General features: G+C 42.8%; 24 protein-coding genes. 7 read left to right on the forward strand and 17 right to left on the reverse strand.

Translation table 11 applies throughout. From position 1 onward, the window contains the following. Positions 1-302: 302 nt before the first annotated feature. A complete protein-coding gene (locus tag V7K41_RS23305) occupies positions 303-2,018 on the reverse strand; it encodes an alpha/beta hydrolase (protein WP_334852051.1) in 1,716 nt (571 codons plus the stop codon). Positions 2,019-2,262: 244 nt separating this feature from the next. Here V7K41_RS23305 and V7K41_RS23310 point away from each other — a divergent pair, with 244 nt between their 5' ends. Beyond that, positions 2,263-2,457, forward strand: a complete 195-nt coding sequence (locus tag V7K41_RS23310) for a hypothetical protein (RefSeq protein WP_334852052.1) — start codon at positions 2,263-2,265, stop codon at positions 2,455-2,457. A gap of 20 nt (positions 2,458-2,477) precedes the next feature. Here V7K41_RS23310 and V7K41_RS23315 read toward each other — a convergent pair whose 3' ends face one another. The 4 genes from V7K41_RS23315 to V7K41_RS23330 all read right to left on the reverse strand — a co-directional run bounded on the left by V7K41_RS23315 (position 2,478) and on the right by V7K41_RS23330 (position 7,010). Next, positions 2,478-3,392 (reverse strand): ion channel, encoded by a 915-nt coding sequence (locus V7K41_RS23315; protein WP_334852054.1) that lies wholly within the window; start codon positions 3,390-3,392, stop codon positions 2,478-2,480. 177 nt (positions 3,393-3,569) lie between these two features. Then, the gene (locus V7K41_RS23320) at positions 3,570-4,448 is read right to left on the reverse strand and encodes a YsnF/AvaK domain-containing protein (RefSeq protein ID WP_334852056.1); all 879 of its coding nucleotides are present in this window, start codon (positions 4,446-4,448) and stop codon (positions 3,570-3,572) included. A gap of 257 nt (positions 4,449-4,705) precedes the next feature. Continuing rightward, positions 4,706-5,611 carry a DUF2382 domain-containing protein gene (locus tag V7K41_RS23325; protein ID WP_334852058.1) on the reverse strand — a complete coding sequence of 302 codons (906 nt, stop codon included), beginning with the start codon at positions 5,609-5,611 and terminating at the stop codon, positions 4,706-4,708. Between the two features lie 586 nt (positions 5,612-6,197). Beyond that, positions 6,198-7,010: a DUF2382 domain-containing protein gene (locus V7K41_RS23330; protein WP_334852059.1), complete on the reverse strand. Its 813-nt coding sequence runs from the start codon at positions 7,008-7,010 to the stop codon at positions 6,198-6,200. Between the two features lie 300 nt (positions 7,011-7,310). On the opposite strand from V7K41_RS23330, the gene V7K41_RS23335 reads away from it, so the two are divergent. Next, entirely contained in the window at positions 7,311-8,042 is a 732-nt protein-coding gene (locus V7K41_RS23335; protein WP_334852061.1) for a DUF1995 family protein, read from the forward strand. A gap of 149 nt (positions 8,043-8,191) precedes the next feature. On the opposite strand, the gene V7K41_RS23340 is transcribed toward V7K41_RS23335, so the two are convergent. Beyond that, positions 8,192-8,386 (reverse strand): hypothetical protein, encoded by a 195-nt coding sequence (locus V7K41_RS23340; RefSeq protein ID WP_334852063.1) that lies wholly within the window; start codon positions 8,384-8,386, stop codon positions 8,192-8,194. Between the two features lie 175 nt (positions 8,387-8,561). Between V7K41_RS23340 and V7K41_RS23345 the strand changes: the two genes are divergently transcribed. Further along, the gene (locus V7K41_RS23345; RefSeq protein WP_334852065.1) at positions 8,562-8,825 is read left to right on the forward strand and encodes a two-partner secretion domain-containing protein; all 264 of its coding nucleotides are present in this window, start codon (positions 8,562-8,564) and stop codon (positions 8,823-8,825) included. A 114-nt stretch (positions 8,826-8,939) separates the two neighbouring features. Beyond that, the gene (locus tag V7K41_RS23350; RefSeq protein ID WP_334852066.1) at positions 8,940-9,098 is read left to right on the forward strand and encodes a hypothetical protein; all 159 of its coding nucleotides are present in this window, start codon (positions 8,940-8,942) and stop codon (positions 9,096-9,098) included. 10 nt (positions 9,099-9,108) lie between these two features. On the opposite strand, the gene V7K41_RS23355 is transcribed toward V7K41_RS23350, so the two are convergent. The 4 genes from V7K41_RS23355 to V7K41_RS23370 form a co-directional block, all read right to left on the reverse strand. After that, positions 9,109-9,444 (reverse strand): XisI protein, encoded by a 336-nt coding sequence (locus tag V7K41_RS23355; protein ID WP_334852068.1) that lies wholly within the window; start codon positions 9,442-9,444, stop codon positions 9,109-9,111. Between the two features lie 153 nt (positions 9,445-9,597). Continuing rightward, positions 9,598-10,143, reverse strand: a complete 546-nt coding sequence (locus tag V7K41_RS23360) for a hypothetical protein (RefSeq protein ID WP_334852069.1) — start codon at positions 10,141-10,143, stop codon at positions 9,598-9,600. A gap of 58 nt (positions 10,144-10,201) precedes the next feature. Then, a complete protein-coding gene (locus V7K41_RS23365) occupies positions 10,202-10,930 on the reverse strand; it encodes a hypothetical protein (RefSeq protein WP_334852070.1) in 729 nt (242 codons plus the stop codon). 90 nt (positions 10,931-11,020) lie between these two features. After that, positions 11,021-14,038 carry a zinc-dependent metalloprotease gene (locus V7K41_RS23370; protein WP_334852071.1) on the reverse strand — a complete coding sequence of 1,006 codons (3,018 nt, stop codon included), beginning with the start codon at positions 14,036-14,038 and terminating at the stop codon, positions 11,021-11,023. Between the two features lie 545 nt (positions 14,039-14,583). Between V7K41_RS23370 and V7K41_RS23375 the strand changes: the two genes are divergently transcribed. Genes V7K41_RS23375 through V7K41_RS23385 form a run of 3 tightly spaced genes read left to right on the forward strand, consistent with a single transcriptional unit; the run spans position 14,584 to position 17,854 of the window. After that, a complete protein-coding gene (locus V7K41_RS23375) occupies positions 14,584-16,353 on the forward strand; it encodes a pentapeptide repeat-containing protein (RefSeq protein WP_334852073.1) in 1,770 nt (589 codons plus the stop codon). 10 nt (positions 16,354-16,363) lie between these two features. Continuing rightward, positions 16,364-16,507 carry a hypothetical protein gene (locus V7K41_RS23380; RefSeq protein ID WP_334852075.1) on the forward strand — a complete coding sequence of 48 codons (144 nt, stop codon included), beginning with the start codon at positions 16,364-16,366 and terminating at the stop codon, positions 16,505-16,507. A gap of 36 nt (positions 16,508-16,543) precedes the next feature. Beyond that, a complete protein-coding gene (locus V7K41_RS23385) occupies positions 16,544-17,854 on the forward strand; it encodes a pentapeptide repeat-containing protein (protein ID WP_334852077.1) in 1,311 nt (436 codons plus the stop codon). 212 nt (positions 17,855-18,066) lie between these two features. Here the strand turns inward: V7K41_RS23385 and V7K41_RS23390 are convergent, their stop codons facing one another. The 7 genes from V7K41_RS23390 to sixA form a co-directional block, all read right to left on the reverse strand. Continuing rightward, entirely contained in the window at positions 18,067-18,987 is a 921-nt protein-coding gene (locus V7K41_RS23390; protein ID WP_334852079.1) for an NAD(+) kinase, read from the reverse strand. 6 nt (positions 18,988-18,993) lie between these two features. Further along, positions 18,994-19,299 carry an NADH-quinone oxidoreductase subunit NuoK gene (gene nuoK, locus V7K41_RS23395; protein WP_006199065.1) on the reverse strand — a complete coding sequence of 102 codons (306 nt, stop codon included), beginning with the start codon at positions 19,297-19,299 and terminating at the stop codon, positions 18,994-18,996. Positions 19,300-19,359: 60 nt separating this feature from the next. Beyond that, entirely contained in the window at positions 19,360-19,974 is a 615-nt protein-coding gene (locus tag V7K41_RS23400) for an NADH-quinone oxidoreductase subunit J (protein ID WP_334852081.1), read from the reverse strand. Positions 19,975-20,097: 123 nt separating this feature from the next. After that, complete coding sequence (gene ndhI, locus V7K41_RS23405) at positions 20,098-20,682, reverse strand: NAD(P)H-quinone oxidoreductase subunit I (RefSeq protein WP_229462911.1); 585 nt, start codon at positions 20,680-20,682, stop codon at positions 20,098-20,100. Between the two features lie 102 nt (positions 20,683-20,784). After that, positions 20,785-21,903, reverse strand: a complete 1,119-nt coding sequence (gene nuoH / locus V7K41_RS23410; protein ID WP_334852083.1) for an NADH-quinone oxidoreductase subunit NuoH — start codon at positions 21,901-21,903, stop codon at positions 20,785-20,787. A 314-nt stretch (positions 21,904-22,217) separates the two neighbouring features. Further along, on the reverse strand, positions 22,218-23,354 hold the full coding sequence (locus V7K41_RS23415) for a citrate synthase (RefSeq protein WP_334852085.1): 1,137 nt from the start codon (positions 23,352-23,354) through the stop codon (positions 22,218-22,220). Between the two features lie 108 nt (positions 23,355-23,462). Next, complete coding sequence (sixA, locus tag V7K41_RS23420) at positions 23,463-23,957, reverse strand: phosphohistidine phosphatase SixA (RefSeq protein WP_334852087.1); 495 nt, start codon at positions 23,955-23,957, stop codon at positions 23,463-23,465. Positions 23,958-24,048 lie beyond the last annotated feature (91 nt).

Genomic DNA, 24,048 nt, shown 5'->3' on the forward strand with positions numbered 1-24,048 from the left:
GAACCACTCAGGATTTACGCATTAGACCTCTTGCACGAATGTAAAACTAGCCCTCATCCCCCAACCCCTTCTCCCACACTTGGGAGAAGGGGAGCCAATTTTAAAGTCCATTTCAAAGTCCCTCTCCTTTGGGAGAGGGATTTAGGGTGAGGGCTTTTGATTTATGCAAGAAGTCTATTGAAAACCGGAAACCTCGATCCTCCCTAATTCTCCTCAAATACTTGTGTCTACACACAAGTATTTGAGAGTTGCACCACAGGTTTTTGATCCCTCCAACCCCCTGTAAAAGCAACAGGGCTGTTTCATTGCCTCAAAGGCTGATAAGTGGTAGGGATAGTTTGAGAATTTGATGGCTTGCTTGACTGGGGAGTTGACCCACTCCAAACTTGATTGAACTGAGCTACCGACAACGACTGTAAAATACTGAGATTAAGCGGCTCTTTGCTGATAAATGTGGCGTAGGAAGGCTGCAAATAGGAACGGTATTCAGGGCGGTTAAGGAGATGGGTTTCTAAAAAAGCTACACTGAGGGCGTTGAGATAGGAATAAACAGCAGCACGATCGGGGCCCAGTAAGGCAGGTGGCACAGGTAAGACATCATTTTGAGGAGTAGGTTCGGCGATCGCTGAAAAGTGGGTGGCATTTTCAATCAAAGCCAGGTACTTATTGGAGTCAGAAAGCCAGGTAAAGGGGCGAATTTGCTCAAATACGGGTGGTGCAAAAACATCTTGACTACCTGCTACCAGCATGACGGGAATTTTAATTTGACTGATTCCCCCCTGACCCAAAACTGAACTGTCAATGGGATTAATCGCAACGATCGCCTTGATGCGATCGTCTTTGAGTTCGTAATTTTTTGGAGGTAAATCGTTTGCTTGACACTGCAAAAACAGCGATAAATTAAAAGATGAATTATCGGGATTGCAATCTTGCCTCAGTTGGCTAAAGTTAATATTCGCTCCTGCTAAAGTCAAAACAGTATAACCACCAAAAGACTGACCGATCGCCCCAACTCGCTGAAAATTGAATTTTCCCTGGAGGGTGGGATCGGATTTATCTAGACGCTGGAGTTCATTGAGTAGATATTTTATATCCAAAGGTCGGTTGATAAATTCTGCTGCATCTGGCGGTCCTGCCAAACCCGCAAAATATAGCTGAAAGCGTTCGGCATTACTACCAGGGTGTTCTAGTACAGCAACGGCAAAACCATAGGATGCTAGATGTTCAGCCAGGTAGACAAAGGTAGAGCGGTCTGAGGCCAGTCCGTGAGAAATTACAATCAGGGGAAAGGGAGGCGAGAGTAATTCACTAGTGTTTTGTGAACCGGCTGACGGCAGATAGATATCCACAGGTAGACGGCGTGAGCGAGAAATGTCATTTAACTCCAGGCTTTTTTTCTGCCAGGTGAATTTTCCTGGCGATCGCAAATCTGGTTTTTGGGAGAAATCAATTTTTGAAGTGGCTGCTTGAGCGATCGCTTCTTTTTGCAGAGAGGCAAATACTTCATCCTTTTTTTTAATCAATTGCGACAAGTCATCGACTATCCTTAACCCCTCTGTGAAATTCACCCGGATAGTATCGCTAGGAAATTTCCGCAGTAAATTCACAACCGTCAAACCCTCTTGTTGATCGGCAGCAGACAAAATTAAAGAGGCACGTATGGCATAGAAGCCATTCTTTCGAGACTCAGTGAGAAGTAATTTTCCCAGTTGTTGCACCAGCTGCTCGCCTATCGGTGAGTAGGTAACTTGAGATACTAATGTAGGAGTGACATTAAAGCGCTGCTGGAGTAGATCCCGCAATTGAGCAAGTTGTTCGGGAGTCGCACGACTAGCATAAAATGAAAAATCTTGATCGATTTTACCTTCTTTAGCAAAGGTTTCCAGCGAGTTCACCGATAAGGAAAATTCGCCGAAGGGAGGATAATAAAAGCTAATGCGTTCAGCCCCCAATCCGGGAGTAGCAGTCAAGAACGTAGATAGCAAACCTAAACCCAGATATCTCAAAAATTTTTTCATTAGAAAAACCCACTATCTAACCCTAGCAAATAAGTTTGGGCAGGAAGGAAAGCGGGGCGGGATATATAACCGCTTTCCTGTTTAATTGGTTTAGATATATCAAACAGGCTACAAGCATAATAAAGCAAGTACTTACCAAAAATTTGACAAGAGCTTTGAAAGATCAAAAGACATGGGTAGCAAATTTTTCAGCCAAACGGCATCAGGAGCGCGATAATAGAAATAGAGATCAAAATTAAGTTATATGTCCTTTACTTCCTGCGCCTGTTCTGTTGTCGTCCTCAACCAACAACAAGAGCAAAATATCTCCCACCAAAAGCAGTGCCAGGATGTGCCTGTTAACCACAGTAAGAGCATGGTTAAAAGTTGCACTGTAATTGAAAATGGTCGAGTGGTCGTTAAACCCTTACAACCACCACTCAATCAGACTTCTGAGTAACTTTCAGAAATTTAACCTCTTCACTCTAAAGGTAAAACATCGTGGAAGCGGTTGTAATCAATGTAGCGATGTCCATCGGGTGTGTGGTGAAAGATATCGACAAATTGATTGTTCCACAAAATCTCATTAGCACTATAGCTATGACGGGCATTGACGACCTGGACAACCGTTTCATCAATGCCACTCAAAGAGACAATCAGCATAGTATTTGTCTGGGTTAACGATTCTGGTGTCATCCCATATAGAGGACTAAACTCATCAATGACATGCATCACTGACCAGCTTAACGTGAAGCTAGGTGTTTGGTTCCTCAGCAGTTTGAGATCGTAGAACCGACGCATGAATTGTCCTTCTTGGGTTATTTCGTCGCGCATCAAGTAGACTCGCATCTGCGCCTCCAGAATTGTATTGCGACGCTTATTAGCGCTGCGAAATATCAGAGTCGGCATCGCATCATGAGCTGTAATGACAGCAACACGGCTAAAGAGTACACGGGCTGTAGGCCGAGAGAATCGAGCAAATGCTAGTCCTGTCATCACAGCAATTCCCACCAAACCGATCATTGCTTCGATGGTGACAATAATGTTAGCGTAAGTTGTTTTCGGATACATTGCCCCATAGCCGATGGATGCTAGGGTTTGCACGCTAAAGAAAAAGACATCAAAAAAAGAGCCAGGTCGGGCGTTGGCAATACAATCTCCTCCGCTCAAGTAAGCTAGGGCAAATAGAGCATTAATAGTTACATAGAAAGTACAAATCAGGAACAGAAAGCCAGTCCAGGGAATCGTTAGCAGCAGATGATAAGGATCGCGCCAGTAGGAATGCCATGCACCCATACCTATAATCTCAAATTTTCCATCTAGAACTTTAATCTGAATAGGTGGGATCAAACGCTGTCGTTTCTTCGGTAAAAGTCTCTTCAGTCGAAATTTCATTGCAAGTAGCCAAAAGAACGGCAACTACTTAGTATTGTAAATTAAGTTGCTTTAGAGACATTCACTCTAGACAATTAGGGAGTAGGGAGTGGAAATTTAAACTTTCTTTTCTTAAATCAGCAAAAAAATAGGGTGTGCAATGCTCACCCTACTAATTTATCTGCTAGAAACTTATTGTTATGGCTTTAGTGATTGACCTTTAGAACACCGATCAAACCACTCCTGGTATTTTTTCTGGTGCGACTCATCTTCAACAGCAATGGTAACACGCACCTGCTTGCAGCCATGATTTCGTTCTAGTGCGATCGCATTCAACAATAAATTAGCAATTTTAGGCGAGCTAAATTCGCCGCTTACCGTTAAACCGTTGTTGAAATGTGTAGCTTCAAGTCTTTCTACTTCGGTCAAATCAACGCCAGGAATTTCTCCTTGTCCTAAATCAATTTCTGCGAGTTGTTTGTGTTCTGGGCTAATTTGTTCCACAATCAGCCTTTCACGCCGGACAGGAACTTGTACCATCCGGGTTTCGATTACTTTGCGAACAATTACCTCACCAACTTTACGCTTACTGTTTTCAACAACTAGTCGTTCTTCTATTAGACGAATAATCTGTTCTTCAGGAACCTGTTCTAAATTATTTAATGACTCAACTGGACTATTTGTCATTTGATTTTTAGCTAATTGCTCAGTTGAGTTAAAATCGCCTGGTGTTTCTGATTCTAAATATTCAGGCATATATTCAATTTCTGATTTGTTTAAGTCTATGAAAACAGATTGAGTCGGCTTGTCTATTTTTTTTATTCTCTGGCTCTGCAATTGAAATAAAGAAGGATGTTTATCAGCTAAGTGCTGGCTATATTCAGCAGTTTTTTGATTAGCCTGGTTAGATATAACGAGGTTTAGCCGACGATTACCATCCACAATTAAATCATGAACTACTCCTACTAGCTGACCTTGATTATCAAACACAGCATAATTGTTCACCTTCTTTCTTAAATCTGCCAGCGAGGAAATGGTGCGAGAATTACCCTTTGCATTTAAAGTGTTTTTTGCCATAGTTTGGCTATTCATCTGGGAAGTTTACTAACTGCTTTCTACTTGGCTAAATTAAATGTATTAATCATCTGGATACCATTTAGAAAACATTTGCGATCGATGGATTTATCCAACTCATATCCAGAGTAATATTTGCAATCAAAAAACTTAAGTGGTATCAGCTATTGTAAGCACAGGTAAAGCTAATTCAACAGCCTCACCTGTACTGTGTATAATTAATTATTAGTCATTAGCTAGTAACTAATGACTATGTTTAGTTAGCGTTCTTCAATCGGAAGATTACCAGAATTCACATCTAACTCTTCACGACGCACGGTTTCTTGAGTTTCAACTGTGTCTTGATCGACGACTTTTCTAACTCTGACTTCTTCACGCAAAAATGCTTCTTTGCGAACATCAGCAGTTTCTTCGTGGATTTCTATGCGAGCAACTTCGCCTTCACGAAAGTCTGCTTCACGCCCAGAAACAGCCGTACCCGCATCTGCTGGAGTTACACGCTCAATCACAACTCGTTCTCTTTCTATTGGCACTGCAACCCGTGCAGTATCAGTTTCAACATGCTTGCCAATCGTTACTTCTCCAGTTTTTCGGCGTTGTTTGCTAGCAATCAGCCGTTCTTCATACAATCTCAGAGTTTGATGATCTTGCTCATTTAACCCGTATAAAGCAGGCTCATTTTCGTAAGTGTAGCTATCACGGGCGTAAGTGGGAGTTGTACCTAATGGTGTTACAGGCGATCCTAAAGGATCTAATCCTACTAAAGGGTCTAATGGTGTTGCAGCTTCTACAGGAAGGTTGTAGTCTGTGGGTTGGCGATATACCCCACGCACCCTTTCTTCATAGTCGTAATCAAGCGTTTGACGTTCATTGAACTCAGGCAAATCTTCAGCTTGCTCTCTAGTCAAGCCAATTGTGTAAACGCGATCAACGTTATAGTCGATACGGGCGCGGCCAATTGGTAGTAATACTTTTTTACCAAAAATCCAGAAGCCTAAGTCAACAACTAGATAGCGAAAATGACCTTCTTCATCAACTAAAACATCGCTAACAGTACCAACTTTTTCATCAGTTCCCTGTGTATATACACCCAACCCCTTAATGTCATGACCATCAAAACTCTCTTGATAGCTAGGCTCAAAATCTTCTAGTTTGTAAAGAACCATTATGTTTAAACCTCAAATATTTTTTTGTCAATCTCTTAATAACTAAACTAGACATTTATTTATTTTTGTACATCCATCTGCCGAATGAATTATTTCCAGAGTTAAATAATCGAAAGTTATAGAGAATTTTGATCGATATAGCTAACTAAAGACATGAAAAAGATATGAAATTGAGAGCCTCTCACTTTATTTTTGTCAAGATATGTCTAGCTTGAGTACACGGTATTCACCAGATATATTAAGATTATTACCGCAAAGTTTTGTATTTTTGGATCTGTACGCGGTTTCTCAAAATGTAATTTTTTTTAAATGTTAAGATTCCCGACTTCTTAGAAAGTCGAGAATCTTGTTATTGAATAAAAAATACAGGCAGAGTTAACAATTCAAAATTCAAAATTCAAAATTAAAGACAATTTCAGACGGGGATTTAAACCCCGACTGAAACTAGGGCTACCTGTAGAGGTAGGGGTCTTAAACCCTTTTATTTACGATAAAAATTAACTTTGCCTGCATGATTATTTTCAGATAAATCTATCAAACAATATAAACCAGCTAATTAAATAGCTTCATGTGCAGTAAAACCATATTATTGCAGATGTAAATTCCCCGCAGTATCAACATCTAACTCTTCTCGACGAATAGTGTCTTGTGCTTCTACAGTGTCTTGTTCTACTACTTTCTTCACCCGGACTTCTTCACGCACAAACGCTTCTTTATGTATCTCAGGCGTTTCTTCATACACTTCTATGCGTGCTACTTCGCCTTCTTGAAACTGAAGTTCATTGGGATTTACAACCTTTCCTGCTTCAGTTGGCGTAACTCGCTCAATCAGAACTCGTTCTTTTTGAACGGGTACTGTAATGCGTACAGTTTCTGTTTCAATATGCTTACCAACAGTTACTTCTCCGGTTTTGATGCGGTGTTTGTTGGCAATTAATCGTTCTTCATAGAGTTTAAAAGTTTGATGAGATTGCTCATTCAACCCATATAAATCTGGATCTTCTTGGTAATTGTATGTATCGCGATCGGAAGTCACACCGCTAGTTGGAGAACGAAATACACTACGTACCTTTTTTTCGTAATCATTATTAACGATCGCGTCTTCTGTATGATCGGGTAAACCTTCTATTTGCTGTCTGCTTAACCCATCAACATAGACGCGTCTTTCTGGATAACTGATCCGGCAAAGACCAATTGGTAGTAAGATTTTTTTGCTAATAAAATCTAAGCTGATATCAATAATTAAATACCGGAAATGACCATCATCATCAACTAAAACATCGGCAACTGAGCCAACTCTGTCCCCTCCGTCAGTATAAAGATCCAGCGCTTTGAGATCGTCTCCGCCAAAAGTATCTCGATAATTTTGGTCAAAATGCTCAAGTTTATGAAGAGGCATACGCTGTTCCTACAGTTGTTTATAAGGTTTATTTACTAGTGTAAAAAATATTGTGCTAAGTATCCTCCTGCTGGCGACTGAGTTTAATGGAGATATTTGAAAATTTATTTATTATTAGGGAAAGACTGAAGCTGAACCTTATTAATAATCAATAGAGATATAACTAAAATTGTAAAAAACAAGACACTGTACTGAAATAAAATATTTTTTCAACTGGTTGAGGCGATCTCCTCTGCGTAAGTCCTAATTAAGAGCCAATACTGAAACAATGGGAGTAGACACTACTGAACCATGCAGATTATGAGTGAACTTCCAAATAGTCTTGAAGATGCGATCGCCCAATCTCGTGTAGCCGTCCAAGCTGCCCTTGCAGATGGCTGTACTCGCTTACAAGTTGAGTTCCTGTTCCCAGAACTGAAGTTTATGCCGGTGGCGGAACAATTTCTGCCGGCATTTACAGCTTATGATTCCCGTTTGAAGATTTTCTTTGCTGACGCTGGGGCTGCGGCCTTAGCCCGACGTGATTGGGCAGATGCACCATTTCAAATTTTGGATATTGGTACGGGTAGGGCTGCTTCTTTGCAGACAAAAATTCAGCCGGAGGATGAAATTTTCTTATTCATTGCCCCGACATCCGTAGAAGTGCCGCAGTTGGAAAAGTTGTGTGAAGTAATAGGCGATCGCCCTTTAGTCTTGTTAAATCCCCGTTTAGAAGATTCTGGAACCGTGGGCATTGGTTATACAGCGAGAAAAATCCGCGATCGTTTTATCAGTACCATTGAATCTGCCTATTACGTGCGCCCCATAGACGATGAAAGTGCACTATATCGCTGCTACCCAGGACAGTGGGAAGTTTGGCTGGAAACTGGCGGCGAATATCAAAGAATTGCCGAATTACCCACAAAACCAGCGGGTGATGATTTGGATCTCATCCTGATGAAGGGACAACCGGAAACAACAGATGCGACACCTGCGAGAAAGCCCAATGTCTTTAAGAGTTTGCAACGGTTCTTAAAAGCGTTGAGTAGTTAGGAGAAAGGAAATAAAGCAGAGGTAGCAGGAGGAAACTCGATCGTCTGCTGCCTCATTTTGAGTTTTTTATTTATCCTTTGATAGTAAATCGTCACGAGCAAGACCGCTTCAGTTTGTTGGCGAGTGCGTAGACGCAAAGCGATTTGTTGCTAGATATCGCTGCTTTGGCAGAGCAACAACTTAGGCGATCGCACTATATAATTCATAATTAATAATTCATAATTAGTATCCCACGCACGAAGTTGCTCATTTGAAGAGAAGTCACAGATAAAGCTGACTCCGTTGGCGCAGCCCGCAGCAGGCATCATAACTTTGTAAGAGAATAATGCTGCGCTTTGCATCATTTCCATAAATAAATTTATTTGCTCTGTGACCATTAATTAGGAATTATGAATTAATAATTATTCGGTCACACGGTCGAGTTACTGATTTATTAGGGGTGCTATGTCAGGGATAACTCAAAATTGGCGGTGTTGGTGTAGTAGGTTTGTAATATCAATCACTTGCTTGGGGGGAAGTGTGTTAATTGCTTCCTTACAAGAGCGTGTTTTTGACCAAATTCCCCCGGATACCAGCTTGCCTAATAATTCTAACGTTGCAAGGGATGGAAACATCTTCAATATCACTGGAGGAACGCAAGCAGGAAATAATTTGTTTCACAGTTTTAGGGAGTTTTCTGTGCCTACTGATGGCACTGCCTCCTTTAATAATGCTGTAGATATTCAAAATATCATTAGCCGAGTTACGGGTGGGTCAGTCTCAATCAACCAGACAATTGATTAAGCCCCCCTTAAACGTAGGCAAACTTCCGTCACAGTGTACTAGCTAGCTGCTATGGTGCGTGGGATCGCCGTAGTCGATGAAGTATTGCAGTAAGAAGCAAGCACAACTGCGATCGTGACGCATGGCAATTTAATGGCGCTGATTCTGAAGCATTTTGACGATCGCATTGGTTATACTAAATGGGAAAAACTGAGCAATCCAGATGTGTATTGCGTACAGTTTTTCAAGGGTGTAACACACATAGAGCGAATGATATTTTTACAAGTAGTTTAGCAACAAGCCTTTAACTCACAGCATAATCTGTATACTGCCGGATATAGGGCGGGTGAAATCCAACTACAATATTGTTTTTTGGTACTCCCATCGCCGCAAGTTGCTCACCTACATCCTCTTCCGTACCATTCCACTGAATCCAAATTTTGCTGTTTTTGATATCAAAATGCATCACAGGGCCAAAAACCCTACGTCTATTTTGCCAACCAATATATATCAGTTGGTAATGGTCTTGTTCTACGTCAAAAATTGTTTGAGCTTCAATTTCATTATTAGAGGAGGCGCGTTGAGCATATTCTGTAAGTAATTGCCGAATACACTCTCGATATCTATCTAAATCTGCCATCAGATAATTTCCTCCGTTTCCACATCATAAACTATCAGATTGATTTGACTGCGCTGGATAATATAGCAATCCTTGCAGGAGTTACGAACAAAAAGATCCCCGACTTCTTCAAGAAGTCGGGGATCTGAGCTTCTCACTACTTTTACCCCCTTGTTAGTCACTGGTTGGGCCTGCTGAAACCCTAGAAATAAAGTCGTCTTTGGGATTAGGATCGAGAGGATCTATTAGAACATAAGTTATTGCCCTTTGGCTATTTGGTTGTTGAACTTGAGGTTGAGAAATATTTCTACTAGGAGCAGGGCCAACCATTACCATTGGAGCACCCCAATAAGTAACTTTCCATACCATTCTGTTCTGCATACCTCGGGAAGCGTCTGTATAATTCATAAACTCAACCGTAGTCTTAATTGGCTTTCTAGTTAAAAGTGAAAGCGTTGTTTTATTTGCTAATTCAAGAGCTTCTGTAGCAGAAACAGGTAAATTATCTGGAGGATTCATTGGCAGGAATTGAACCCCATCTCTTCCTTGTAAAACTTTTTCTGCTAAAGGAGAGATAATTACAGGTATATCAGATCCTACTGTAAGTACAGGTTTTCCTGGTTGCACAACTTGAGGAGTTGACTGTCCACGTACAGCATAAATACAACTAACCGTTAATAAAGGTAGAACGACGAGTGAAACTATCCATTTGTGTTGCATTTGCCACCTTCTTTGTATCTATTTTTATTATTAACTTTGCTTTTACTAAATGTTTTGTTTATGGATATCTTGTATCCCAGGTTTCCCAAGCATTATCTGTATTAGACATATTAGTTCCAACATGAGATGAAATTCCTGAACTGATATTCTTATTTACAGAAGTTGACGTATATGAACCAGTAAGAGACGTTTTAATGTATATTCCAGACCAGCTAACAGGATTGCTAATCGTTCCTGCAACTTGATTTCCTGGGTTATTCATTTCATCTTGTACCTGTAAAAGATTCGGGGTAATTTGTACATCGGTATATGCTAGAGAGCCTGGACGTAATACCCCATTTTTGTAATAATTCCATTGAGACGTAGTATTAGTACCTCCCCAACTTAAATCGACTTTGTATGTATTGGTACCACTCGGTACTTCATCTTCTCTAAAGTAATAATTGCTGGTAACGTTAGAACGAGCTTCTTGGTAAACGTGATTACTAAGCTGGTTAGATAACCTACGGTAGCCTATTTGTACCCAACCACTATTTTGGTTATCTATTCCAACCCAAATGGCATTCTGATTTGACTCTGCTGAAGTACCAGCACACATATCTATATCTTGAGTTTCGATGGTAGCTTGAGAACCCCATACTACAGATAAACCTTGAAGACCACCCATGTAATAGCGTGAACCGGCTGGGGGAGTAGTACAGCCAGATGGATAAGCAAAGACAGAATTAATCGGTATAAGTGTTGAAAAAAAGACTAATGTAAGTGGAATAAAGGATGTTAGTCGCATGAAATTCAAACAAATAGTGTTTTTTGGGTTGGGGTTATAGGTCATTTTTAACACCACTCACTAATTTGAAAGTGCGAACTCCTAACTTTTTTAATTCGCTTGCAATGGTGCATTCAAGACTTTCTCGATGCGATCGCGTGTTTCTAATAAGTGCGCTTTGGTGTATTCATCCTCAGAATTAACACCCTTAAGCTTCTCATCAAGCTGTTTAAGTTTATACCAAGCTAAAGTGCGAGCATCTTCTGGAACATTTTCTTTTCGCAATACCATACCAGTCAAAATGTCCAAATATTGACGCTGCAAGCCTCGCCGCAAACTGGCAATCTTCATTGATTTACCTTTTGGTTTAATGACTTCCGTCCAAATATCTGATTGTAAAGTGTCAAATAGTTCTGGCAGGGTCAGTGCTTTTCCTTCGGGAGTTTTGAGTTCAATATCCTTGAGACGAGAGAGGCGATCGCCTGAGAGTAAATCTCGTAACACAGAACCCTGCATCAGTAGCACCAAGTTATGAATGGGAAAATCCAAACGACCAACTTGCGGAGAACTACCCCAATGTCGCCAACGGGAAGGTGCTAATTTATTCAGTAATTCTGGTGAAAAACTGAGGGCATCTTCTGCAAATACATATTTCTGTAGCGTTTCTAAAGCTTGCCGTTGTTCTTCAACTGGCACTGGTTCAAATGGTAAACGGTGTTGGGGGACTCCAGAGACTTTCTCAGAAGGTATCTCGCTGGGGTGAATGCGATAAAAAGATTGTCCCCCGATGTATTTTGTGGTGAAATATATTTGCTGGAAATAGTTACCTAATACTGTGCTAAAACGTTCGCTGACATCGCTGTAACTATCCCCAGCCATTGGGAAACGCTTATCAAGACGTTCCCACATCACCCGCGAATTATTCAACTGCCACTGAGAATAAAGCAGCACATTACCGCTGTTATCCCAAGCATCAGCTGTGGGGTCAAGATCGTACACATCTTCATCTGTGGAATAACTCAACTCTGGCTTGTAGGATTGTGCAGCAATTTCCTCCAAAATTGGCTTTTCTGCTAGAGGAGTTGATGTCTGAATTGTTGTGTAACCGTACTTAATTGCCCATTCATCATAAGGCCCCACCATACTAGGAAAATAATCTCCCTGTTTTGTCCCTTGAGGGGCGATATTTGGGGGAATATAGTCCATTACGGAAGTTGTCAGACCTTTAGTTTTGGTAATTTCCGTATTATTCATCTCCTGTGGTGGTAGCAGCGTACTACCACGGAAGTTATGACGTAAACCAAGAGTATGTCCAACTTCGTGAGCGATGATTAAACGTAAATATTGATTAATATATTCTTTCACCTGGTCTGGAGTAGCCATAGTATCAGGCAGCAGTGACATTGCCAGTGAACCTAAAGCAAACTGGTTAGCAGCTTCCATCCCGTAGCATAAATCGTATTCGCCTGCCATTTTTGATAAGCGATTCAACAACCCCTCTTGTCCTGGCATCTTCTGGGGCACACCATTGTTTTTCGCATCTAAACCATTGGCGCAAAGTAGACGATTTTGCATCAAAGCTGATAAGGTAGTGCGATTTTCTGTTTGGCTGGGTTGGACGATTTTGCGATATTCACTCTTGAGTGCGCGGATAAAGCTAGCATCTACAAGAATGTCTGCATCCAAAATTTCCCCTGTCAATGGGTTAACGCGGGATGGGCCCATTGCAAAGTATCCATCGACTGTGTTAATCCAGCGAATCGTGTTGTAACGAATATCTGCCGGGTCCCAGGTAGCATCATCTGGCATTTGGCGAACTTCAATTGCATCCTTGAATCCGGCTTTGAGAAAGGCTTTGTTCCACATCAGCACGCCTTCTTTCATGGCATCGCGGTACTCTAAAGGTACAGCGTTATCAATCCAGAAGACAATCGGTTTTTTGGGACGAGAAATGACTGCTTTCGGGTCTTGTTTTTCTAAATGCCAGCGATTGATGTAACGGACAAAAGAATCGCCGCGATCGTCGTCTTTGGATAAATCTTGATAGGCGGTGATGAAATAGCCGACGCGATCGTCAGCAAGGCGTGGTCGATAATCTAGATCGGGTAGTTGGGAGAGACTGTAGTGAACGCGCAGGGTAAAGCCACGGTTGTCAGCTAGCGACGCAAAGCTTGCCACTTCACTGTTGGGTTCAACGCTACCAGAGTAATTCAAAACTGACTCGACTTCTAAGTTTTGGGGAAAGGCTTTAGCAGTACCAAAATATGACTGGTCTGTGCTTGCGGGGACTCCTAAACTTGCAGATAATCCAGCTAAGTCTGTGAGTAACAAATCTCCCAAGTCAATAAGAATAGTTTTGCGTTCTGGATGAATGCTTTTGATGGAAATATTGTAGAGAACAGAGTCGCTAAAAGATCGCGTCAGCGATCGCACTTGCGGATCTCCCTCACGAGTGCGAAAATTCACATTGCGGATGACAAAGTGTAGTTTATCATCCACCCGTTGGAAATAAAACAAAAAATCTTGCAGAGGCATACCACTGTAAATACCTTGTTCGCCAATGCCCGATTCCAGGGTTGCCGTAGCTAGGTAATTTTTATTAAGTTGTTCTGGCTTAATTTCTAGATAAATCTTATTCTTTTCTTTATTGCGATAAAGTGTGAACAATCCCCCTGACTTTTGGGTGTTTTTAATTACTTCGTTAAATGGCTCTAAATCATCCTTTGCTGCTGGTTTAGCAGTAGTATTGGGCTTTCCATCCGGTTTTTCTGGGGGTTTTGCAACTTGTAAAAATGGTTGCTGACCTGCTTTTTTCAGGTTTTCTACTATCCAAATAAACGGTTGAGGCTGTACGTCTTTATTTTGATTAACTACCCAAACTTGCCCTGACGGTAGTCTCTTCTGAGGAATATTAATATCCTTTAATGATAAGGCTGAAATTTTAGTTGAAGAAGTTTCTGTTGATAACTTACTATTGGATTTATTTCCACTTCTAGCTGTAACGACATCTTCTACAAGAATATGCTTGGCTGTATCAACATTGTTAACAAACGGTGACTTAGCGCTAGCTGTCGCTATCCCTAAAAACAAACTATGTAACAAAATCATATAAAAGGTTAATCTGTTCATCGCATTCATGACCTGATAACTATCTCTGGTTAATTTTTAACTTTTGCAAAGCCAAATAGCCTGCCTTCTGGCAATTCTCTCTCTTAGCTGCTTTATATTAGGCAACAAATCAATTTTAATTTTAATTGCAATTTTTCAGCTTTGTTGTGCTGTTTTAGTGTAGGATTTTTCCTAACAATTGCATCTCCAACAAACAGTAAGTATGATTTTTACATCAGATTAGTAAATTTCTGGGAAAAAAGTCTAACAAATTAGGCAAAGCATGGAATTACTTGATTTTTGAAAGAATTTTTAAGTTAACACTTTGTTTACATCATGAGAAGAAGCTTAAGGCTATTACAGGTGAGCCAAAAGCCGCCATCCAAGAACGTTCTTGGCAAATTTACCAGAAGTAGCCCGCCGTAAACATCGCTAACTCATGATTTTTTTACTATAGTATTTATTTATACTATTGATTGTTGGAAATGAAAAGCAAACTAGCATAAAAAAGTTTTTAATTCAGGATTATCAAAAACAGTTATTTAAATGTAACAACGGAAACAAAAATGTCAACATATTTATCTCAAGTCTGGCAGCTGCTGAGAAATTATGTGAGGGGTACAAGGTTACAAGAGATGCCAAAGACCACATCGCCAGAAACTGAAGCAGTTTTACCTCTAGGAAAAAATATTAAAGAACCAGACAAAAGCGTTAAATTGGCTCAAAATAATTTGCAGGAATATTTATACTCTCCAAGACTGCAAAAAAGCTTAGAAAAATGGACAATACCAAAAAACGGTTTGACTTCTGAGATAGACGATCGGACATTGGGAACTTTACCCACTGGGTTTTGCTTTAGAGTATGCGATCGCCAGATGCATGAAGAGATTTATGATTTATTGGGCAATGGTGCCCTGAAGCCGGAAATAGTCAAGCAACTAATGGAATTGGTTGTAACTGGTCAAAAAATTCGTCCAGAATTGCTTTTTTTGCGGCTAGAAGATTTTTATCGTCGCTGGTGTCAGGGAGAATTTATCGATGAGACACCAGATGATAACCTGCCTCAGAAAACAAAGTTAAAGCTAGCGGCACAAAATATTGCGATCGGGTTGAGACAGGTAGACGTATATACAGGACTGAACGTACTGATTTTACTATTAGAGTTACACCGCTACGCCCAAGGGCAAGATGAACTCAAACAAAAAATTACCTTTTATCCATCTGCCCAACCGAACACAGACAATTTTTTTACATCCCAACTGCTGCGGATTATCAATTATAGCGATGCCCTGGAAATTGGCAACTTTAGCAGTATAGTTGGACAATTCCTTAAAGGCGGTAACTTTCGCAATGCTTACCTCGGCGATGCCAACCTCACGGGGACAGACTTTAGTGGTGCTGACCTCAGTCAAGCTTATCTCGGCGATGCCAACTTAACTGGCGTAAACTTCAGTGGTGCTAACCTTAGCAGTGCCAATCTCGGCGATGCCAACCTCAGCGGTGCCAACCTCAGCGGTGCCAACCTCAGCGGTGCCGACCTCAGTAGCACCAACCTCAGCGGTGCTAACCTTAGCTGTGCCAACCTTAGCCGCGCCGACCTCAACCGCGCCGACCTTAGCAATACCAACCTTAGCCGTGCCGACCTTAGCCGCGCCGACCTCAACCGCGCCGACCTTAGCAGCACTAACCTCAGCCATGCTGACCTAAGTAACGCCATCCTTTTCGGTGCAAATCTGAGTGAAGCCAATCTTAGTAGCGTCAGCCTTAGCCATGCCGACCTTTGCCGCGCCGACCTCAGTGGTGCTGATTTGAGTTACGCCATCCTCAACGGTACTAACCTCAGTGACACAATTCTTTTCAGTACCAACCTCAGCAATGCTATCCTTGCTGCCGCAGACCTCAGCTATGCCAAACTTAACGGTGCCAAACTTAACAATGCCAGACTTAACGGTGCAATGTTCTTAGGCGCTGACCTCAGCGGCGTAGACCTGAGTCAGGTGATTCTCAACGAAGCTGACCTCAGCGGCGTGATTCTCAACGACGCCGACCTCAGTGGTGCTGACCTCAGCGACGCCATCTTGTTTGGCACAGACTTCAGCTATGCCAACCTTAACAGTGCTAACCTCAGTGGCAGTAACCTCAGTGGTGCTATCCTCAACGGCGCGGATCTCAGCCATAGCAACCTCAGTTACGCCATTCTGGGTGGTGCAGACCTTAGCGACGCCAATCTAGAAGAAATGATCTGGGGTAAAAAGCAGCAGTGGGAAGGTGTGCGGGGATTAGAGACAGCAGTTAATGTACCGGAGGCGTTGAAGGAAGAACTGGGACTGAATTGAGATGAGGCAGATGAGGAGAAAGGTAAAACCCAAGCTTGATGCGATCGCCTTTTCTCTTCCTCCGTGTCCTCTGCACCTCTGTGGTAGCCTACGGCAAGCCGCTGCGCGTCTACGTCATTCTTCCCACACCCATCAACCCCAAATTTTACACTAAACTCTAAATAACCAGTAATTATACGAGTCCCGGTGAATGAACAAGCGTTTATCGCAAACCTGGCAGAAGTTTCAGCAATCCCTCTCAAGAGAAGAGAGTCTGAACACCACAGTTGAGACTGGCAAGGCAGTTTTGGAAGCCGCTGAACACCTAAAAGCGTGGACACAATACGAAGAAACAGAAGACGGAAGACAACTAGTTATTCTCGAAGGCGAAATGAATTGGCAAATTTATGATTTGCTGGGTTTTGGCAGACTCACACCAGAAATTGTGGAATATTTGATGGGGTTGCTGACTAAAAAACAAGATTTCCATTGGGAGCAATTATTTAAACGCTTAGAAAATTTTTACTATAAATGGTGTAAGGGGAAGTTTATTGACTCTGCGAAACAGACTTTGCCTCAGAAAAAACTACAACAGTTGCAACAGTATGGGATTCAAGGGCTAGGTCAGCGTGAGGTGGATATTTATACTGGGTTGAATGTGATGATTTTGCTTTTGGTGTTGCACCGTTATGCTAAAGGGCGAGATGATCTCAAACAAGAAATTGTTTTCTATCCGTTTGGTCAAACTGGTGCAGACAATTTTGAAGAATACCAATTAACTCGTGTCATCAATTACAGTGATTGCTTTCAGCTTGGAACTTTTAGTAGTGTAGTTGGGCAATTCCTCAGCGACGCCAACCTTAACGGCGCAGACCTCAAAGGTGCAAACCTTAGCGAAGCAAACCTCAGCTACGCAAATCTCAGTGGCGCATACTTTGGCCTCGCAAACCTCAGTGGTACAAACCTCAGCTACGCAAACCTCAGTGACGCAAACTTTAGCGGCGCCAGCCTCTATGGTGCAAATCTCAGCTACGCAAGCCTCAGTGCTGCAAGCCTCTATGGTACAAACTTTAGCGGCGCAAACTTTAGCGGCGCAAACCTTAGCGGCGCAAACCTCATTGGTGCAAACCTTTTCTTCGCAGTTCTTGGCGAAGCAAACCTCAGGGGTGCAAACTTCAGAGGCGCAGACCTTGGCGAAGCAAACCTCAGCGGCGCAAATCTCAGCCGCGCAAACCTTATCTTCTTAGACCTTAGCTACGTAAATCTCAGCAGCGCAGACCTCAGTGGCGCAAATCTCAAAGGTGCAAATCTCAGCCGTGCAAACCTCAAAGGCGCAAATCTCAAAGGCGCAAACCTTAGCGGTGCAAACCTCAGCCGTGCAAACCTCAAAGGCGCAAATCTTAGCCAGAAGAGTTGGGGAGATATGGACTGGGATGAAAATACAAACTGGGAAAACGTGGAAGGACTTGATACAGCAGTGAATGTGCCAAAAGCCTTAAAGAAACAGTTGCGGCTGAGTTAAAAAGAGGTGGAAGCAAAGGAGGTTTTCCCTACTTGACTTTTTTCACATTACTCTAAATTTTCAGCCAATAAACGGTATCAGCAAAGAAAGTCACAATCAGAGCAGAAAGCCCCCGGATGAATCCAAGGGCTGGGATAATTTTGGTTGCGATCGCTATAAAGCGGGCGGGTACGCGATCGCTATCTGCGGTAAATGCACTCTAAAATACTTAATTAATTACGGTGATTATTGCTATAGTGAACCCTTGTACCTGCCCACAGCAACTTCTCCCGTAGCGTCTGATAGTAGGAATTGTTCTCACGCAAAATAATAAATTTAGCCCGACACTCTGCCATCCGCACATCAACGCGGTGTCCGGGCCAAATTGAAGTTCCCAAAACCCCATCTGTCCACAGCTTGGTACTCAAATCGTAATCCCCTAAAGGCCAAATACTCACCACCGAACCAGGGGGTAAAACGAGGGGACGACTAGAAAGGCTCATTGCACAAATAGGAGTGATGGTAAGCGCCTCCATACCATCATGCATAATTGGCCCATTAGCAGAAACGGTATAACCTGTAGAACCTGTAGGAGTGGAAATAATCAATCCATCCCCAACGTATTGATCGACTACCTCACCATCGATTTCCATTTCCAGAATTGAGGTGATCATTCGGTCAGCGGAGGCGGGTTTGACACAGAATTCATTCAAAGCCAGGTAACGTTCGCTCACTGGTTCTAAATTAGATCCATGACCCTCATACACAGCAGCTTGTAACATCATTCGTCGTTGGATAGCATAGCGATCCTCAAACAGCCGATCCCAAACTTTCTCCGTATCCTGAAACTCTTCCACTGACTCAGTTAAAAACCCCAGATGACCTCCCACATTCACTCCCAGAATTGGGATACCAGCTGGGGCTAAATGTCTGGCACCAGTTAAAACAGTACCATCGCCACCGAGTACCAAAGCGAGATCGATTGGTTGACCCGCCGAAGCCAAAAAGACTGGATAAGGATTGTCTTTCGGCCCGCTAGGCCCCATCAACACTTGGCACTCGCGACTTTCTAGTTGTTTAGCACAGATTTCTGCCCATTCTTTACTTCGGGCATCCCGCGCTTTATAAGCAATGATTACCTGCTTGAGTTGCACGCACAATTACCACTTCAGGAGATTAAACTGCTCCATATCGACGGTATCGCGGTTGCGATAAATGGCCAGCACAATCGCTAAACCCACCGCCGCCTCGGCTGCGGCCACGGTAATCACAAATACTGTGAAAACCTGACCCTTGATTAATGTTGAGTCGAGGAAGTTGGAAAATGCCATTAAATTCAGATTAACAGCATTGAGCAGTAACTCAATTGACATCAGCACCCGCACAGCGTTGCGGCTGGTAATTAAACCGTAGATGCCGATGCAGAATAAAGCTGCTGCTAGTAATAAAAAGTACTGGAGTTGCATGAATCTGGGTATCCCTCCCGAAAAAATTGCGCTATTTATCTGCGACTCAGGTCGCAAATATTACTCTTTTGTTTCACTGGTTGTTGATACTAGTTCTCTAGGGCGTTCTTGCAAAGTCAAAACAGTTTGCCCCAGTTGGGATGGTGTTAATAGGTCTGGCAAATACTCACGGCGTGCCAAAATAATTGCTCCTACCATTGCTATCAGCAACAAAATGGAAGCTAGTTCAAAAGGTAGTAAAAAGTCAGTGAAAAAATGTTCTCCAATTAAAACTATAGAACTTTCACCACCCGCCACAGGAGCAGTTGAGTAGGCCCAAGGAGTAGCCAGCACCATCGTACTTAAAAGACCAAACAATCCTACACTGACTACACCCGTAAGTGCTTTCCGCACCCAAGAGTTGGGAAATGCTACAAAATTCTGCCGTTTGTTCACCAACATAATGGCAAACAAAATCAGCACGTTAACCGCCCCAACGTAAATTAGTATTTGTGCAGCTGCAACAAAATCAGCATTTAACAACAGATAGATTCCCGCTATGCTGATGAACACGCCCCCCAGCATAAAGGCAGAATAGACAATGTTGGAGAATAGCACCACACCAATGGCCGCCCCAATCATCATCATGCCCAGTATGCCAAGCGATACAAGCTGTACTCCTTCTGCTAGATTCACTGTTTTTTGTCCTTAGTCATTGGATTGGTCATTGGTCATTGGTCATTGGTCATTAGTCATTGGTCATTAGTCATTAGTCATTGGTCAAATAACAAATGACAATGGACAAATGACAAATGACATTTATTTTTCTGTTTGTTCTACCAAGTCTTCTGGACGCGCACCTGCACGTGGCGCATCTGCAGGCAGTCCGTGGGGTTCGAGGACGCCTTTGGGTAGGTAAACTAGTTCGCGCAGTGGTGTAACCATTGGATCGTCTGTTACCTTATAAGGCAGACGACCTAGCGCTACGTTGTCGTAGTTCAATTCATGGCGATCGTAAGTGGAAAGCTCATACTCTTCTGTCATAGATAGACAGTTAGTGGGGCAAAATTCCACACAATTACCGCAAAAAATACAAACTCCAAAGTCAATGCTGTAGTGGTTGAGTTTTTTCTTTTTGCTGGCTTTGTCGAATTCCCAATCTACTACAGGCAGGTTAATTGGACAAACGCGAACGCAAACTTCGCAAGCGATGCACTTATCAAATTCAAAGTGAATCCTACCGCGAAACCGTTCGCCAGGAATTAGTTTCTCGTAAGGGTACTGTACAGTAATTGGACGCCGCCGCATGTGGTCGAAGGTGACAGAAAGTCCCTGACCAATGTAACGCGCAGCTTGTACTGTTTCTTTGGCGTAATCACCAACTTGTTTTAGAAACTTTAGCATTGTGTTTCACTCTCTCTTTTCAAGCTATCAGCCTTATTTGTCCCTTGTCCTTTGTCTTTCGTCATTAGTCATTTGTGTATGCTAATGACCAATGACTAATGACTAACCACCAAAAGCGAAGGGAAAGGCTAGTTTCAGGGCGGCGGTTAATAGCAGATTAACTAAACCAACTGGCAACAAAAACTTCCATCCTAAATCTAACAGTTGGTCAATCCGTACCCGTGGCACTGTCCAGCGCAACAGGATGGCGACAAACACTAGTAAATAGGCTTTGAAGACGGTCATCGTAATCCCCAAAGAAGCAGTTACTATCTGGAACACGGGATTTACTTCACTGACTCCCAGCCAACCAGCGATGAGGTTGAGGGGAAGGGGAAAGTCCCAACCGCCCAGGTAGAGAATTGCTACTAGTAAGGAAGAAAGGATTAAGTTAACGTAGGAACCCAGGTAGAACAGACCGAATTTCATACCTGAGTATTCAGTCTGATAGCCGGCGACGATTTCTTCTTCCGCTTCGGGTAAGTCAAAGGGTAATCGTTCGCATTCAGCGAGGGCGGCTATCCAAAAGATCAGAAAACCGATTGGTTGTCGCCAAATGTTCCAGCCCAGAATACCGTAGCCAGATTGTTGATTGACAATATCAACGGTGTCGAGGCTGTTAGACATCATAGCGATCGCTAACACTGCCAGCGCCAAAGGAATTTCATAACTAATAGATTGCGCTGCTGCCCGCAAGCCCCCTAAGAGGGAGTATTTATTATTAGATGCATAGCCAGCCATCAGCAAGCCAATGGGTTGAATGCTTGACAAGGCAATCCACAAGAATACGCCCATGCCCACATTACTAATTACGATATTCTGTCCAAAGGGCACAATCAGGAACGACAGAAACACCGGAATTACAACAATAATTGGGCCGAGAGTAAACAGCCAGGGGTCAGACTTGGCTGGTACTATATCTTCTTTAAATACCAGCTTCAGACCATCGGCTACAGGCACCAGCAACCCAAAAGGTCCCTGGTATTCTGGCCCAATTCGCTGCTGTGCGGAGGCAGAAATTTTCCGTTCTAGCCAAGTAGCAACTAATACCCCCACTGTTGCCCCAATCAGCATCAGTATCATTGGCAGCGGCATCCAAATCGCTTTGGCTGTTCCTGCTGGTATACCTAAATCCCGGAGGGATTCAATAAAAGTTCCTTGGAGGTCAATTCCTGAATTCATGTTTGGTGCTCTTTAAGACATCGAGTCATGGCGAGTTACAACTATTAGTTAAATTAATACCTGTAAATTCACCCATTTTTAATTTTTGCTGTAATGACGCCCGATTGAAGATTTGTTGCCAATTCCCATGCCTAGTATATCGTTGGATGGTTTGCCCACCCTGAAGCGAGATGAGAACTCCTACTTATGGTTGGCATTGAGATTGGCTATTGAGGAGATGCAGGGAGCAGGGAGCAGAGGGGAAAGATGTAATTTTTAATTCTCCCCCTTGCCCCCTGCCCCCTGCCCCTCTGCCTCTTTTGCCCCATGCCCATTTACCGTCGGTCAATGGGGGTATAAGTAACTTCGTGATGACCGTTGTAAACCTGTGTAGGACGGAAAATCCGGTTTTCTGCTAGTTGTTCTTTCCAGTGGGCTAGCCAACCGGCAACGCGGGCGATCGCAAATATTGGCGTAAACAAGTCTGTAGGAATTCCCATTTTTCTATACACCAAACCGGAGTAAAAGTCAATGTTAGGATAAATTCCCTTGCTACCGAGTTTTTCCTCTACCACTCGTTCCATTTCTTGAGCAATGTCATAGAACTTGTCATGCCCAAACTTTTCAAACAGTTGCTCTGCTAGTCCTTGTAAAATTGTGGCTCGTGGGTCTTTTACCTTATAAACACGATGTCCAAAGCCCATAATCTTAGATTTACTTTGCAGACAATGCTCTATGTAGGGACGGACATTTTCCACAGAGCCAATTTTTTCCAACATCTGAATTACTTCTTCATTGGCTCCACCATGCAGAGGCCCGCCCAAGGTTCCCACAGCACTAGCAACCACAGCGTAAGGATCGGTCAAGGTGGAAGCTGTCACCCTGGCACTGAAAGTGGAAGCATTCATTGTATGCTCGACCTGAAGTATCAAGCAGATATCAAAAATCCGCGCCATCAGGGGATCGGGTTCTTGCTCATTGAGCATATATAGAAAGTTGGCGGAATAGTCTAAGTCATCACGGGGACGTACCGGATCGTTGCCTTTTCGCATCAGTTGGAACGCCGCCACCATTGTGGGAATGGTTGCTATCAGGCGCACCACCGAATCTCGAATGTAGACAGGATTATGTAAATCGCGAAGCGAATAAAACAAGCCTAAAGCAGCAGCGGAGGCTTGCAAGGCATCCATTGGATGACCGCTTTCTGGAAAGCATTTCATCATGTCCCGAATGCGGTACTTTATCCGCCTGTGGTAACGAACTTCATGCTCAAATGTTTCCAGCTCTTCTTTGCTTGGAAGTTCGCCCCAGATTAAGAGATAAGCAGTTTCTAGGAATGTACTTTTTTCTGCTAGTTCTTCAATCCGAATGCCACGATATTCTAGTATTCCCTTTTGCCCATCAACATAGCTGATACTTGATTGAGCGGCGGGAATGCCTTCTAAACCAGGCTTGTATTCGCACACCATCATGGCAACACCATTTGCTTTTTGAAATATCTGCTGGAGCTAACTTACCAGAAATTTATTGTCGCCATAACAGTAGCCGTTCTAACAACAATCGAAAATGTTGAAAAACTGTTATAGCAGGTACTTGGGTGGTGTCAACCAAAACATCTGACTACGACCCAGAGGAGATCCTGTTTCTGGTAGTTTTATCCCAATCATACCTGCTTTTTTCAAGACTAAGCTTGCTTTGACTTCCCCCCACAGGAGAATTTCTGCCCAATTGGTCAAATCAGGTTCGTGTCCAACGAGCGCCAGTTGGGTATTTTGGGAATAATTTCTCGGTTCTAACCAGTCTTTTAGCCAACTAGAAATTTGACCGTCATGGGCGAGGTGGCTAGATTCCTCTAACTGGGAGCTTAGTTTTTCTGCTATCAGGATTTCAGCCGTTTGGCGGGCCCGCACTAAGGGGCTGGTGAGAATTAAATCAAAGTTTAAACCTAATTTAACAAGTTTCTGGGCAACTTTCTCAGTTTTTTGCCTTCCTTCTTTGGTAAGGCTGCGTTCTTCATCCTTGATGCCTAATCCCTTGTCTTCGGCGATGCCATGACGAATTAAGTATAGTTCCATATTTTTAATATTATTAGCGTAGCGGGGTATAGCCCGTACTGAGTTAGGAGTTAAGTCTGGTGTGACTTAATCTATCCTAATCTTAATCATT

This window comes from Nostoc sp., from assembly GCF_036917415.1.
Taxonomy (GTDB): domain Bacteria; phylum Cyanobacteriota; class Cyanobacteriia; order Cyanobacteriales; family Nostocaceae; genus Nostoc.